The sequence below is a fragment of the Pseudomonas allokribbensis genome (assembly GCF_014863605.1).
Lineage (GTDB): Bacteria > Pseudomonadota > Gammaproteobacteria > Pseudomonadales > Pseudomonadaceae > Aquipseudomonas > Aquipseudomonas allokribbensis.
Genome location: NZ_CP062252.1, coordinates 1,552,883 through 1,567,057, shown reverse-complemented (window position 1 = coordinate 1,567,057; position 14,175 = coordinate 1,552,883). Strand labels below are relative to the sequence as shown.

At 60.2% G+C, this 14,175-nt stretch carries 15 protein-coding genes; 5 read left to right on the top strand and 10 right to left on the bottom strand.

Features of this window, described 5'->3' with window-relative positions; genetic code table 11:
- Nucleotides 1–6 precede the first annotated feature (6 nt).
- Nucleotides 7–480, top strand: a complete 474-nt coding sequence (locus tag IF199_RS07170) for a peroxiredoxin (protein ID WP_192560023.1) — start codon at nucleotides 7–9, stop codon at nucleotides 478–480.
- Nucleotides 481–514: 34 nt separating this feature from the next.
- Here IF199_RS07170 and IF199_RS07165 read toward each other — a convergent pair whose 3' ends face one another.
- On the bottom strand, nucleotides 515–1,585 hold the full coding sequence (locus tag IF199_RS07165) for an AI-2E family transporter (protein WP_096819410.1): 1,071 nt from the start codon (nucleotides 1,583–1,585) through the stop codon (nucleotides 515–517).
- Between the two features lie 32 nt (nucleotides 1,586–1,617).
- Nucleotides 1,618–1,857: a sulfurtransferase TusA family protein gene (locus IF199_RS07160; RefSeq protein WP_007963279.1), complete on the bottom strand. Its 240-nt coding sequence runs from the start codon at nucleotides 1,855–1,857 to the stop codon at nucleotides 1,618–1,620.
- Nucleotides 1,858–1,954: 97 nt separating this feature from the next.
- On the opposite strand from IF199_RS07160, the gene IF199_RS07155 reads away from it, so the two are divergent.
- Nucleotides 1,955–3,388, top strand: coding sequence for a M48 family metalloprotease (locus tag IF199_RS07155; RefSeq protein WP_102622211.1), 1,434 nt, complete (start codon nucleotides 1,955–1,957; stop codon nucleotides 3,386–3,388).
- A gap of 78 nt (nucleotides 3,389–3,466) precedes the next feature.
- On the opposite strand, the gene IF199_RS07150 is transcribed toward IF199_RS07155, so the two are convergent.
- From IF199_RS07150 to rpoE, 4 genes are all read right to left on the bottom strand, one after another.
- Nucleotides 3,467–4,915, bottom strand: a complete 1,449-nt coding sequence (locus IF199_RS07150) for a DegQ family serine endoprotease (protein ID WP_102622210.1) — start codon at nucleotides 4,913–4,915, stop codon at nucleotides 3,467–3,469.
- A gap of 207 nt (nucleotides 4,916–5,122) precedes the next feature.
- The gene (locus IF199_RS07145; protein ID WP_096819413.1) at nucleotides 5,123–6,085 is read right to left on the bottom strand and encodes a MucB/RseB C-terminal domain-containing protein; all 963 of its coding nucleotides are present in this window, start codon (nucleotides 6,083–6,085) and stop codon (nucleotides 5,123–5,125) included.
- Between the two features lie 8 nt (nucleotides 6,086–6,093).
- Nucleotides 6,094–6,681, bottom strand: a complete 588-nt coding sequence (locus IF199_RS07140) for a sigma-E factor negative regulatory protein (RefSeq protein ID WP_096819414.1) — start codon at nucleotides 6,679–6,681, stop codon at nucleotides 6,094–6,096.
- Between the two features lie 31 nt (nucleotides 6,682–6,712).
- Entirely contained in the window at nucleotides 6,713–7,294 is a 582-nt protein-coding gene (gene rpoE / locus IF199_RS07135) for an RNA polymerase sigma factor RpoE/AlgU (RefSeq protein ID WP_003172477.1), read from the bottom strand.
- Between the two features lie 558 nt (nucleotides 7,295–7,852).
- Between rpoE and nadB the strand changes: the two genes are divergently transcribed.
- Nucleotides 7,853–9,469 carry an L-aspartate oxidase gene (gene nadB, locus IF199_RS07130; RefSeq protein ID WP_192560022.1) on the top strand — a complete coding sequence of 539 codons (1,617 nt, stop codon included), beginning with the start codon at nucleotides 7,853–7,855 and terminating at the stop codon, nucleotides 9,467–9,469.
- Here the strand turns inward: nadB and IF199_RS07125 are convergent.
- Entirely contained in the window at nucleotides 9,438–9,890 is a 453-nt protein-coding gene (locus IF199_RS07125; protein WP_192560021.1) for a protein YgfX, read from the bottom strand. The genes nadB and IF199_RS07125 overlap by 32 nt on opposite strands.
- Complete coding sequence (locus IF199_RS07120) at nucleotides 9,874–10,128, bottom strand: FAD assembly factor SdhE (RefSeq protein ID WP_007957989.1); 255 nt, start codon at nucleotides 10,126–10,128, stop codon at nucleotides 9,874–9,876. Before IF199_RS07120 ends, IF199_RS07125 begins: the two co-directional genes overlap by 17 nt.
- Before the next feature lie 149 nt (nucleotides 10,129–10,277).
- Here IF199_RS07120 and ygfZ point away from each other — a divergent pair, with 149 nt between their 5' ends.
- A complete protein-coding gene (ygfZ, locus tag IF199_RS07115) occupies nucleotides 10,278–11,219 on the top strand; it encodes a CAF17-like 4Fe-4S cluster assembly/insertion protein YgfZ (RefSeq protein ID WP_192560020.1) in 942 nt (313 codons plus the stop codon).
- 34 nt (nucleotides 11,220–11,253) lie between these two features.
- Nucleotides 11,254–12,075, top strand: a complete 822-nt coding sequence (locus tag IF199_RS07110) for an HDOD domain-containing protein (protein WP_096819418.1) — start codon at nucleotides 11,254–11,256, stop codon at nucleotides 12,073–12,075.
- A gap of 3 nt (nucleotides 12,076–12,078) precedes the next feature.
- Here the strand turns inward: IF199_RS07110 and IF199_RS07105 are convergent, their stop codons facing one another.
- Together IF199_RS07105 and IF199_RS07100 are read right to left on the bottom strand one after the other, a co-directional pair.
- A complete protein-coding gene (locus IF199_RS07105) occupies nucleotides 12,079–13,464 on the bottom strand; it encodes a sensor histidine kinase (RefSeq protein WP_096819419.1) in 1,386 nt (461 codons plus the stop codon).
- Nucleotides 13,457–14,128, bottom strand: coding sequence for a response regulator (locus IF199_RS07100; RefSeq protein ID WP_192560019.1), 672 nt, complete (start codon nucleotides 14,126–14,128; stop codon nucleotides 13,457–13,459). Before IF199_RS07100 ends, IF199_RS07105 begins: the two co-directional genes overlap by 8 nt.
- Nucleotides 14,129–14,175 lie beyond the last annotated feature (47 nt).

Genomic DNA, 14,175 nt, shown 5'->3' with positions numbered 1-14,175 from the left:
GCTTTCATGGCCGTAGCTATCGATCAACCGGTTGCCGATTTCGAAGCGCCCGCCACCAGCGGGCAGACCGTCAGCCTTTCGGCCCTCAAGGGCAAGCAAGTGGTGATCTACTTCTACCCGAAGGACAGCACCCCGGGCTGCACCACTGAAGGTCAGGGCTTTCGTGATCAGTACGCGGCGTTCAAGGCTGCCAACACGGAAATCTTCGGCATCTCCCGCGACAGCCTGAAGTCCCACGAGAACTTCAAGTGCAAGCAGGAGTTTCCGTTCGAGCTGATCAGCGACAAGGACGAAGCCGTCTGCCAGCTGTTCGATGTGATCAAGCTGAAAAAACTCTACGGCAAGGAATATATGGGCGTGGATCGCAGCACGTTCCTGATCGACAAGAATGGCGTACTGCGCCAGGAATGGCGCGGCGTGAAGGTGCCAGGCCACGTTGATGCAGTTTTGGCTGCTGCTCAGGCGCTGAACAAGGCCTGATCCTTTCGGCGCCCTTGCGGGCGCCGAATCGCTTTCAGAGTAGCGGCGCCACCACCGGCTCCTTGCGCGGCCACGCATCAAGCACAGCCTTGAACAGCGTCGCCAGCGGAATCGCGAAGAACACGCCCCAGAAGCCCCACAACCCGCCGAACAACAGCACCGCGCAGATGATCGCCACCGGGTGCAGATTGACCGCTTCGGAAAACAGCAACGGCACCAGCACGTTGCCGTCCAGCGTCTGGATGATCCCGTAGACCGCCATCAGATAGATGAACTGATCACTCCAGCCCCACTGGAACAGTGCAATCAGCATCACCGGCACAGTCACCACCACCGCCCCGACATACGGCACCACCACCGACACGCCCACCAGCAACGCCAGCAGCGCCGCGTAGTTCAGCCCGAGGGCGACGAAGGCGATGTAGGTCACCCCGCCACAGATCACGATCTCGATGACCTTGCCACGAATGTAGTTGGCGATCTGTCGGTTCATTTCCTCGGCAACCCGGGTGATCAGCGCCCGCTCGCGTGGCAAATAGCCGCGCACCCACTCGCCGATCATTACCCGATCCTTGAGGAAGAAGAACACCAGGATCGGCACCAGGACCAGGTAGATCATGATGTTTACCAGCAGCGGCAGGCTCGACAACGAGAACGTCAGCGCCCACTGGCCGAATTTACCGATCTCGCCGCGCGCTGCTTCGATGGCTTGCAGCACCTGCTCGTCGGACACCAGATGTGGATAGCGCTCCGGCAGCAGCAACAGCAGCGATTGCCACTTGGCGAGCATGCCCGGTAGCTCGTTGAACAACGTGATCAATTGATGCCAGAGCAGCGGCAACACCACGACGATGAACAGCATCAGCACGCCCATGAACAGCGCAAACACCAGCCCCACCGCTGCGCCACCAGGCATGCGCAGACGCTCCAGGGTAACCACCAGCCCCTGCATCAGGTACGCCAGCACCATCCCCGCCAGCACGGGCGCGAGCATTCCGCCAAGGGTAAGCACGGCGGTGAAGGCGAGAAACAACAACACCGCCAGCACCACGGCTTCCTCATCGGAAAAGTAGCGCTGAATCCAGTCGCGTAACACTTTGAACATCAATAATCCTTAGGTCTTTTACGCTGTCGGTTTCAGGCTTTTTTCAACCAGTAACGGTAGACGCCCGCCTCGTCTTCTTCACGCAGCAGCGTATGACCGGCCAACCGGGCAAAGGTGCGGAAGTCGCGTTGCGAGCCGGCGTCAGTGGCGATCACCTTGAGTACCGCGCCGCTGGGCAGCTTGTTCAGTTCCATCTTGGCCTTGAGCAACGGCAACGGGCAATTCAGGCCGCTGGCGTCCAGTTCACAGTCATGGGCTACAGCGTCGGTCATGCGTTACTCCGGTTCAGAGGGTCAGGCTGCCTAGAATATCTGGTCGCAAGCCCGGTGTCCGGCTACAGTAAGGTCTTTGTCGACTAAGGCTTTGTGCATGACATTTTTGCGCCCTACCCTGCTGACGCTCGCTTGCCTGCTCGCCTCACCGGGCTTTGCCGACGACCTGCCGTCACTCGGTGACGCCAGCTCTGCCATCGTCTCGCCACAACAGGAATACCAACTGGGCCGCGCGTGGTTGGCGCTGCTGCGCAGCCAGGTTTCACAGCTCAACGATCCACAGCTCAAGGACTACGTCGAGTCCAGCGTCTATAAACTGGTGGAAACCAGCCAGGTCAACGACCGACGCCTGGAATTCATCCTGATCAACAGCCCGCAACTCAACGCCTTCGCGGCACCGGGCGGGATTGTCGGGGTCAACGGCGGCCTGTTCCTCAATGCCCAGACCGAAGGTGAATATGCCTCGGTACTGGCTCACGAACTGGCTCACTTGTCCCAACGTCACTTCGCCCGAGGCGTCGAGGCGTCCCAGCGGATGCAGGTGCCGATGATGGCCGCGTTGCTGGCCGGGATCGTCATTGCGGCCGCCGGTGGCGGTGAGGCCGGGATCGCGACCATCGCGGGCACCCAGGCCGCAGCGATCCAGTCGCAACGGACCTTCTCGCGCCAGAACGAACAGGAAGCCGACCGCATCGGCATCCTCAACCTGGAAAAGGCCGGTTACGACCCGCGTTCCATGCCGACCATGTTCGAACGCCTGATGCGCCAGTACCGCTACGACGCCAAGCCGCCGGAATTCCTGCTGACTCACCCGGTGACCGAATCGCGGATCGCCGACACCCGCAACCGTGCCGAGCAGGCCAAACCCGGCGGGATCGAAGACAGCGTGCGCTATCAACTGATTCGCGCGCGGGTGCAACTGATCTACGAGGAAACCCCAGGCCTTGGCGCCAAGCGTTTCCGTGCACAGCTGGATGAGAACCCGAAAAACGACGTGGCCCGTTACGGCCTGGCGATCGCCCAGATCAAGGGTGGCCAGTTGAATGAGGCGCGGGAGAATCTCAAGCAACTGCTGGAGAGATCGCCAAACGAGATCATCTTCAACCTCGCGCAGGTCGATCTGGATATCACCAACAATCGCCTGGCGGAGGCGCAGTCGCGGGTCGACCGCATGCTGACGCAGTATCCGGGCAACTACCCGTTGAATCAGGTGCGAGTCGATCTGTTACTGAAACAGAATCGCACCGCCGATGCGGAAAAAGCCCTGGAAGGCCTGTTGAAATCGCGCCCGGACGATCCGGACGTCTGGTATCAGGTGGCTGAAACGCGCGGTCTGTCAGGCAATATCATCGGCCTGCATCAAGCTCGCGCCGAGTACTTCGCGCTGGTTGGGGATTATCGTCAGGCCATCCAGCAACTGGACTTCGCCAAACGCAAGGCTGGCAGCAACTTCCCGTTGTCATCGCGTATCGATGCTCGTCAGCGCGAGCTGATGGAGCAGGAACGCATGATCAAGGACATGATGGGATAAGCCTGATCCAGGAAAAACGCCGGACACAAAAAAACCGCCTCTTTCGAGGCGGTTTTCTTTTACTCAACCGCTATTGAATCATTCAGCCAGCTTGAACGTGATGAAGCTGGCACGACCCTGACGCAGAACCCGCATCGACACGGAGCGATTCTTCGGCAGTGCCTTGGCGATCTCGGAGAACTCCTTGGCCGAACCAATGGCCTGGTTGTTCAGGTGAGTGATGATATCGCCTGGCTGCAAGCCGATCAGGGCGGCAGGACCGTCCTGCACTTCCTTGATCACCACACCGCCCTTGAGGTCGTAGGTTTTCTTCTGCTCGGCAGACAGCTCAGCGACCGAAACACCCAGACGATTGCTGTTGGTCTCGACACCGGACTTCGGCAGGGCATCCAGCTCCTTGTCTTCGTCAGGAATCGCGCCGACCGTCAGCTCGACATTCTTGCGCTTGCCTTCACGAATCACTTCCAGATTGGCCTTGGCACCAGCCTTCAGCGCGCCGACCAGATGAGGAAGGTCAGCGGACATGACGATCGGCTGACCGTTCATGCTCAGGATCACGTCACCTACTTGCAGGCCGCCCTTGGCTGCCGGACCGTCATCCTGGATCTGCGCCACCAGCGCACCGGCCGGTTTTTCCAGACCGAACGACTCGGCCAGATCCTTGTTCACTTCCTGAATGACCACACCCAGCCAGCCACGGCTGACCTTGCCACCGCTTTTCAGCTGGTTGGATACGTCCATGGCAACGTCGATCGGAATGGCGAACGAAACGCCCATGAAGCCACCGGAACGGGTGTAGATCTGCGAGTTGATCCCCACCACTTCACCGTTCAGGTTGAACAGCGGACCACCGGAGTTGCCCGGGTTGATCGGCACGTCGGTCTGAATGAACGGCACATAGTTTTCGTTTGGCAGGCTGCGACCAACGGCGCTGACGATGCCCTGGGTCACCGTGTGATCGAAGCCGAACGGCGAGCCGATCGCCACGACCCACTGGCCTGCTTTCAGATCCTGGGATTTGCCGAGTTTGAGTACTGGCAGATCCTTGCCTTCGATTTTCAGCAGGGCCACGTCGGAGCGTGGGTCGGTGCCGATCAGCTTGGCTTTCATTTCACTGCGATCCGCCAGACGAACGAGGATTTCGTCAGCGTCGGCAATCACGTGGTTGTTGGTCAGGATGTAGCCATCCGGCGAGATGATGAAGCCCGAACCCAACGATTGCGCCTCACGCTGGCGATCACCACGCGGAGAACGTTGTTGTGGCGGCATCCCGCGCTCGAAGAACTCGCGCAGCATCGGCGGCAAGCCTTCCAGGTCCGGCATCTGCTGGTTCACTTTGCGATCCGGCAGCTTTTGCGTGGTACTGATGTTCACCACCGCAGGCGAGGCCTGTTCGACCAACTGGGTGAAATCCGGCAGGTTGGCCGGGCTGGCCGCTTCAGCCGCCTGGGCTGCAGGAACAGCCTGACCGAGCACCAGCACGGTGGCGACGATGGAGAGATAAGACTTCAAGCTTGGTATCGACATACAGCTCCCGTTACGACGAGCAGGGTTAAGCGATATGGAGCAAGGAACACCGGGAACTACAGGCCGGCATTTTTGTTCCGGGAACAACAAAACAAGGCCAGAGCCGTGAGGCTCTGACCTATAAAAAATTTTCGGATTATTTGCAAATGAAAATGCTCAGCAAACATTTCACGTCTCGAAAACGAGGTGGAAACAGCTGGAATCAGCTCACTGCTTGCTGGTTGCAGCGCCATCATTGCGTATCGACAAGGCAATCCGCTCAGCGGTGCCGATTGGAATCTCGCCGACAACCGTCACCATCACTTCACCTTGAGGCGTGGTCAAGCGACGGGATACGGCAACGGTAGGGCCCAACTGAGTCCGGGTATCGGTGACAGTTGCACCGTTCAACGGCTCGAGGAATACAGAGAAACGCGCCAGACCATCGTCATACAGCAGGCTGTTGACCTGCGTCTTGGTCTCGGGATCCTTGTGCGAAGAACTGCTGGTGAGTTCAAAGCCAGGAGGCAGCCAGTCAGAGCGCCAGACCTGAGCGGTCTTGACGGCAGAAGCCTTGTCGCCTTCAAGGTTCACAGGCTTGCAATCGGAATCGGCCTGGAGATCCTTGTCGGACGGAACCTCAGAGGTCTCCAGTCGAGTGAACTGGAACCTTTCAAGCAACTGCCCGTTGTCGTTGAGCAGCAACGACTTGAGCGGCAACCCCGTTTCCTTGTCCAGATGCAGCTCGAATCCATAGCGATGCTGATCGCGCGGCGTCAGCGACACGATCACCGCCTCACGCCCGGCCACACGCGACTTGCCGATGACGGCAAGGTCATACCAATTCTTCAGCTTTTGAGGATCAAGAGGACGAGCGGCAGAGTTGGGAGAGTCCCCCAGTCCCGCAATCAGGGTGCCGCTGACGCATTGAGTATGCCCATCAACGCGCACGACTTCCTGAGCCGAGCCGTCGAGCTGAAGCAAACGCTCGCGGACCTGACCATTCTGGACACGATGCCAGATGTTATGGGTAGAGAAACTACCGTTACGCTCGTAAACGAATGTGCCGTGAAAGCTTTGCTGCTGCTCGGCCTGGCCCAGACGGGTCAGCCAGTCCTGGGCCTCGTCGGCGTGGGCTGGAACGATGAACCAGCCACTGAGCAGAAGCGAAAGTAGAGGTATGGCGCGCATGATCCTCCTTAACGGTTTTCCAGGCTTGCTGCACGCGCGTAAGGCAATGCGCTTTCAGTACCTTTCAGCGCAGCTTGTTGAGCGTGTTGGCGCAGGTAACCTGGTAGACGCTGATCGTGCCAGCCTGGCTGGCCTTGCAGCACACCATTGGCCATAGGGCCGGTGGCTTCCGAACTCTCATTGTAGCCTGCCAATACAGCCGGGCCTTTGACTTGAGGAACGGCCAATGCAGGCTGATTGGATTGCTGCGCCAGTTCAACACCGGCAATTTCGTCGTGGTTATACAGACGAACACCCGCCAGAACGGCAACGGTCACCGAGGCTGCAACGGCCAGACGACCCAGGCTGCGCCATGGACCGCGGGACACTTTGGCTGGAGTGGCTTCGTCTTCCAGCGCAGCAGACACTGCCGCAGCGAGATCCAGCCGTGGAAGCAGCAGATCCTTGTGCATGGCTGCCCGAGCGATCTGATAACGAGCCCAGGTTTCACGGGTTTCAACATCGTCCAGTGCATTGAGCACCCGACGCAATTCCAGTTCGTCCGCTTCGTTATCCATCACTGCGGACAGCGATTCCTGCAGGGCTTCACGACTCATGGCGTTCCTCTCTTGGCTGTCGCCGCTGTCTTTAGTTTTCCTGCAACAACGGCTGCAGGGCTTTATCGATGGCCTCCCGGGCGCGGAAAATCCGGGAGCGCACGGTACCAACCGGACATTGCATGACGCTCGCGATGTCCTCGTAACTCAGACCGTCGAATTCGCGCAAAGTTAAAGCCGTGCGCAAATCCTCTGGCAGTTGCTGAATGGTTCGATGGACGGTGCCTTCGATCTCATCCCGCAGCAATGCGCGTTCAGGAGATTCGAGATCCTTCAGGCCGTGATCGCCGTCATAGAACTCTGCATCTTCAGAACTGACATCGCTATCCGGCGGCCGGCGGCCGCGTGAAACCAGATAGTTTTTCGCCGTGTTGATGGCGATGCGGTAAAGCCACGTATAAAACGCACTGTCTCCGCGGAAATTTCCTAGTGCCCGGTAAGCCTTGATAAAGGCTTCTTGAGCAACATCCTGGGCTTCATGGGTGTCGTGCACGAAACGCACGATCAACCCGAGAATTTTGTGTTGATACTTCAACACGAGCAGATCGAAAGCTCGCTTGTCACCGCGCTGAACGCGCTCGACCAGCTGCTGATCCTCTTCCTGGGTTAGCATGAACACTCCTCGATAAACTCGGAGGAAGCTTGCATGACTAAACGACCGGACTTGCAAACATAGACTCGGGCTTTTCGCAAAAGTTCTCCCCCTCCAAGCAAGTTTCCTGCGGGCTCTGATTTGGCACGCACGAAAAACGCAGCGCGGGATAAACCGGCTGCGCGAATAATCTTTTAATCGGCTCGCCGGCTAGAACCCAACCGCAGGTTCCGCATTGAAGCCGACACTGTCCCTTGTTTCGGGCAACTGTCTATTGATCTTGGCCCTCTGGCAAAAGTTCCAAATATTTATAGACGCGCCACGCCGACATTGGGCAACCGTGAGCGGAAAAAGCATGTTTCATCTGCGATACAGTCGCTTTTTCCCAAAACCGGCGAAAAAAACATCCGACAAAGCTTCCGTATTTTTCCGTCACGGTAGTTTCACAATGCCATATCGGCCCGGCTATTGTGCCGCCCCACCCCTCTATATACTAGTGGGCTGTGTGGCTGTCTCGACTCGCCCATCCGCCTGTCTTGCGCCAACCCCGACCCGGGTCGCTTTGAGCGGAATCCTGAAATGAGCCAACAGTTTCAACACGATGTTCTGGTGATTGGCAGCGGCGCTGCCGGTTTGAGTCTCGCGCTGACCCTGCCCGGTCACTTGCGCATCGCCGTATTGAGCAAGGGCGATCTCGCCAACGGTTCGACCTATTGGGCCCAGGGTGGCGTCGCGGCCGTGCTGGATGACACCGACACTGTCGAATCCCACGTCGACGACACGCTCAATGCCGGTGGCGGCCTGTGCCATGAAGACGCGGTACGTTTCACTGTCGAGCACAGCAAAGAGGCGATCCAGTGGCTGATTGACCAGGGCGTGCCGTTCACCCGAGATGAGCAGTCCGGCACAGAAGATGGCGGCTTCGAGTTCCACCTCACCCGCGAAGGCGGCCACAGCCACCGCCGCATCATTCACGCCGCCGACGCCACCGGTGCTGCGATCTTCACAACCTTGCTGGCCCAAGCCAAACAACGCCCGAATATAGAGCTGCTGGAACAGCGCGTCGCCGTCGATCTGATCACCGAACGACGCCTGGGACTGGACGGCGACCGCTGCCTCGGCGCCTACGTGCTCAACCGCAAGACCGGCGAAGTCGACACCTACGGCGCCCGGTTCGTGATTCTGGCTTCTGGCGGCGCCGCCAAGGTCTACCTCTATACCAGCAACCCCGACGGCGCCTGCGGTGATGGCATCGCCATGGCCTGGCGTTCGGGCTGCCGGGTGGCGAACCTGGAGTTCAATCAGTTCCACCCCACTTGCCTGTATCACCCGCAGGCCAAGAGTTTCCTGATCACCGAAGCCCTGCGCGGCGAAGGCGCGCATTTGAAACTGCCGAACGGTGAGCGCTTCATGCAGCGTTTCGACCCGCGCGCCGAACTGGCGCCACGGGACATCGTCGCTCGGGCCATCGACCACGAGATGAAGCGCCTGGGTGTCGATTGCGTCTATCTCGACATCAGCCACAAACCCGAAGCGTTCATCAAGACGCACTTCCCGACCGTCTACGAGCGCTGCCTCGGATTCGGCATCGACATCACCAAGCAACCGATCCCGGTCGTCCCGGCGGCGCACTACACCTGCGGCGGCGTCATGGTGGACCAACAGGGTCGCACCGACGTGCCCGGGCTGTACGCCATCGGCGAAACCAGCTTCACCGGGCTGCACGGCGCCAACCGCATGGCCAGCAACTCGCTGCTGGAATGCTTCGTTTATGCCCGCTCGGCTGCGGCGGACATTCTCGAGCAATTATCCGACATCGCCATCCCCCGCGCCCTGCCCGCCTGGGATGCAAGCCAGGTAACCGACTCCGACGAAGACGTGATCATCGCGCACAACTGGGACGAGCTACGACGCTTCATGTGGGACTACGTCGGCATCGTGCGCACCAACAAACGTCTGCAACGCGCACAACATCGCGTGCGTCTGTTGCTGGACGAAATCGACGAGTTCTACAGCAACTATAAAGTCAGTCGCGACCTGATCGAGCTGCGCAACCTGGCGCAAGTGGCGGAATTGATGATCCGCTCAGCCATGGAGCGCAAAGAGAGCCGAGGCCTGCATTACACCCTCGACTACCCGGATCTGCTGCCCGAAGCGCTCGACACTATTCTGGTGCCGCCCACCTACGCCGGCTGAACTTGAGGCGTACTCGCAGGCGTCGGTGCAAATCCGCCGTCTGCGAGTCCCGGGGCACGCAGATCGACCTGACCCGCCACTCCCCACGCAATCGAAAGCGCAAAACCACGATCAATGGCAGCGCCAGACTGTCCGGACGCAACTGCACCGGCTGCCAGCCATCGGTCTGATTCCACAACTGCCAGCCATCGGCGTCACGACGCAATCCGCAGAAAGCCTTGGGATGACTCAACAGAATCTGGCGGGGCAACACCCAGGCAGCGTGGCTCAGACAGGCTACCGCACCGAGCAGACTGACCCAGAAAGGCAGGACAAGCAGAAACAGAGCGCACAGGGCGAACGCCTGGGCCAGGAGATACGCCGCCAGCAATTGCCGTGAGGCCTGCCAGCGGCATTCGAACGTGTTACTTGGGCTGGACACGATCCAGAATCATGCGAACCATGCGTTGCAGCTCCGGGTCTTCAGACTCGCTGCGCTCCATGAACCAGCCGAACATGTCCTGATCCTCGCACTCGAGCAGGCGGACATACAGCGCGCGATCCACCTCGTTCAGATTCGCGTAGACCTCTTTCACGAACGGCACCAGCAGCACGTCAAGCTCAAGCATGCCGCGACGGCTGTGCCAAAAGAGGCGATTCAGTTCAACTTGTTCGACCATGGAGCCCTCCTCAAATAGGCGGCAAGTATACAGGCCCGACACGGGGCGAACAGTCGGCTTTGGTCGGGCACCACCGATCCTTTATGAACTACCCATTTCAACACCACCCCCTTATGATGTGCCCCAGTCTATTTACCCTGCGATGACCCATGGCCGATTCTGCTTTTTTCTGCACCCTGTCTCATGAAGGCGTTCTCGCGGTTCGCGGCGCGGATGCCGGCAAATTCCTGCAAGGCCAGCTGACCTGCAACATCAATTACTTGAGTGATACCCAGGCCAGCCTCGGTGCCCGCTGCACGCAGAAAGGCCGGATGCAGTCGAGTTTCCGCATCGTGCTTGAAGGCGACGGCGTGCTGCTGGCCATGGCCGGCGAGCTGCTGGAGCCGCAACTGGCGGATCTGAAAAAGTACGCGGTGTTCTCCAAATCGAAACTGACCGACGAAAGCGCCTCCTGGGTGCGCTTCGGCCTCGATCATGGCGATGCTGCCCTGAGCAGCCTGAGTCTGGAACTGCCGGCAGAAACCGACAGCGTGGCCCGCCACGAAGGCCTGATCGCCATTCGCGTCTCCCCGAACCGTGCCGAACTCTGGGTACCGACCGATCAGGCCGACAGCATCAAAGGCAAGCTGTCCGCACAACTGAGCGAAGCCGAACTCAATCAATGGCTGCTGGGCCAGATCCGCGCCGGTATCGGTCAAGTCATGCCGAGCACCCGTGAGCTGTTCATCCCGCAGATGCTCAACCTGCAAGCCGTCGGCGGCGTGAGTTTCAAGAAAGGCTGCTACACCGGCCAGGAAATCGTTGCGCGCATGCAATACCTGGGCAAGCTCAAGCGTCGCCTGTACCGAGTGCAACTGGACGCCAGCGAATTGCCGGAGCCGGGCACCCCGCTGTTCGCCCCGAGCCACGGCAGCTCCATCGGCGAAGTGGTGCTGGCCGCCCGCGCCGAGAAAAATATTGAACTGCTGGCGGTGTTGCAGGCCGAAGCTGCCGAAGCGGGCGATTTGCATCTGGGCACGGCCGAAGGTCCGACGCTGCACTTGCTCGACCTGCCTTACGAACTGGATCGCGACCGCGAAATCCAGCGTTGATCGCAGTATTTGTGCAACACCCTAGAGAAACGACATGAGTGAGCTGGCGGATAAGGTCCAACAGGATTTGGTTGAGGCCATCGATAACGATGACCTGGTTCTGCCAACGTTACCGGAAGTGGCCCTGCAGATTCGCAAGGCCGCTGAAGACCCGGATATCAGCGTCAGCGACCTGAGCAAAGTGATCGGCCGTGACACGGCGCTGTCGGCGCGCCTGATCAAAGTGGTCAACAGCCCGTTGTTGCGCGCGACCCAGGAAGTCACCGACCTGCACACCGCGATCACCCGGCTGGGCGTCAACTACAGCAGCAACCTGGCGATCGGTCTGGTGATGGAGCAGATCTTCCACGCCCGCTCCGACGTGGTCGAACAGAAGATGCGCGAAGTCTGGCGCAAGAGCCTGGAAATCGCCGGGGTCAGCTACGCACTGTGCCGCCGCTATACCCAGCTCAAACCTGACCAGGCGGCGCTGGGCGGACTGGTGCACCAGATCGGTGTGCTGCCAATCCTGACCTATGCCGAAGACCACTACGAATTGCTGTCCGACCCGGTCAGCCTCAACCATGTGATCGACCACATTCATCCGCTGCTGGGCGACAAATTGCTGCGGGTCTGGGAATTTCCCGAGCGGCTGGTGGAGTTGCCGGGGCTGTATCAGGATCTGAAACGCGATTCGTCGCAGATCGATTACGTGGATCTGGTGCAAGTGGCCAGCCTGTATTGCCACAAGGACACTGACCATCCCCTCGCCCGCATCGACCCTTTCAGTGTGCCGGCCTTCCGCAAACTGGGGATCGATCCGGACAACAAAGTGCTGTGTGCCGACCTGGAAGAATCGCGGTCGATGTTTTACTGATCCTTAGCCGGCAATAAAGCTCACCCGCACCTTCAACCCCGCCTGCTCGCCATCGTGCAGCGTGATCTGCGCCAGATGCGCGCGGCAGATTTCCCCGACAATCGCCAGCCCCAGCCCGGAACCGGCAACCTGCTGGTTGCGACGGTAGAAACGCTCGAACACCCGGTCACGCTCATCCTGCGGAATGCCCGGGCCGTCGTCTTCAACCTCCAGCACTGCCGGCGACAGCACCCGCAAGATCACGTTACCGCCCGACGGCGTGTGCGCCAGCGCGTTGTCCACCAGATTGCTCAACAGTTCGTTGAGCAATGTCGGCTCGCCGCGCAGCCAGACCGGTTCGTCCGCTTCCAGCGCCAACGCCACGCCGCGAGCATGGGCCAGCGGCGCCATGGCCATGCCCAGCTCCCGGGCCAATTGGCTCAGATCAAGCAACTGCGCGCCGCCTTCGGCAATCGCCCTGGCGCCGTTCTCCACCCGTGCCAGTGATAGCAATTGGTTGGCCAGATGGGTCAGGCGATCCGTGCTTTGCGCCGATGATTCCAGCGTGTCGCGCCAGGTCTGCGGCTCGTTTGAGCGCAGGCCCAACTCAAGTCGCGCCTTGAGCGCCGCCAGCGGCGTGCGCAGTTCGTGGGCCGCATCGGCGATGAATTGCGCCTGACGCTCGAACTGCCCGCGCAAGCGCTCGGTGAAGTGATTGAGCGCCCGCACCAACGGCCACAATTCGTGCTGCACCTCCACCAACGGCAAGGGCCGCAGATCGTCGGGCTGACGCTCTTCGACCGCGGTGCGCAAACGCTCGATCGGACGCAACGCCGCGCTGACCGCAAACCACACCAGCAACAATGCGCCAATCGCCAACATGCCCAATCGCAGCAAGGTGTCGGCCGCCAGACTGCGGGCCATGCTGACGCGTGCTTCGTCGGTTTCGGCGACACGGATTTCCGCCATGCCGTTCATGTTCGGCTCGGTCACGGCTTTCAACAGACTGACGACGCGCACGTTCTGCCCCTGATACGTGGCGTTGTAAAAACGCGCGAGCGCCGGGTAGCTGTCGGTTCTCGGTGTTCCCGGTGGTGGGCCTGGCAGGTTTTCGTAACCGGAAATCAGCTTCTGATGGATGTCGTTGACCTGGTAATAGATGCGCCCCGCGCTGTCGTAGGCGAAGGTGTCGAGTGCCACATAAGGGACGTCGGCACTGAGGCTGCCGTCTCGCTGCGAGAGGCCAGCGGCGATGGTCCGCGCCGACGCCAGCAAGGTGCGGTCATAAGCAGTGTCGGCGGCTTCGCGTCCGTTCCAGTAAGCGCTCAGGCCGCTGGCCAGCATCAACACCACCAGCAACAGCGCGAGGTTCCACAACAACCGCCAGCGCAGGCTGCTGGGCTTATGCATCACGGCTTTCCAGCAAGTAGCCAAGACCGCGGAAGGTCACGATGGCCACCGCATGGCCGTCGAGTTTCTTGCGCAGGCGATGCACGTAGATTTCGATGGCGTCGGGGCTGGCCTCTTCGTCGAGACCGAACACTTGCGACGCCAGTTGCTCCTTGCTCATCACCCGGCCCGGGCGCGCGATCAGCGCTTCAAGCACCGCTTGCTCGCGGGAGGTCAGCGTCAGCAGTTCTTCGCCGAGGGTGAAGCGCCGGGTATCCAGATCGTAAGCCAGCACCCCACAACGCTGCTGCCGTTCGCCGCCGAGCACACTGCGGCGCAGCAGGGCTTTGACCCGCGCCTCAAGCTCGGTCAGCTCGAACGGTTTGGCCAGATAATCGTCGGCACCGAGGTTGAGCCCATGGACCCGATCCTTGACGTCGCTGCGGGCCGTGAGCATCAGCACCGGCAGGTTCTTGCCCCGGGCCCGCAGGCGCGCCAGCACTTCAAATCCGTCCATGCGCGGCAGGCCGACATCGAGGATCGCCATCGCGTACTCCTCGCTGCCCAAGGCCAGGTCAGCGGCCACGCCATCGTGCAACACGTCCACGGTCAGACCGGTGCTCTTGAGCGCCTGGGCGACACTTTCGGCCAGTGGCAAATGGTCTTCGACGAGCAGAACACGCATGGATCTCTACCTCATTCAGGGATGGCCGACGCCATTCTTTGCCGCGG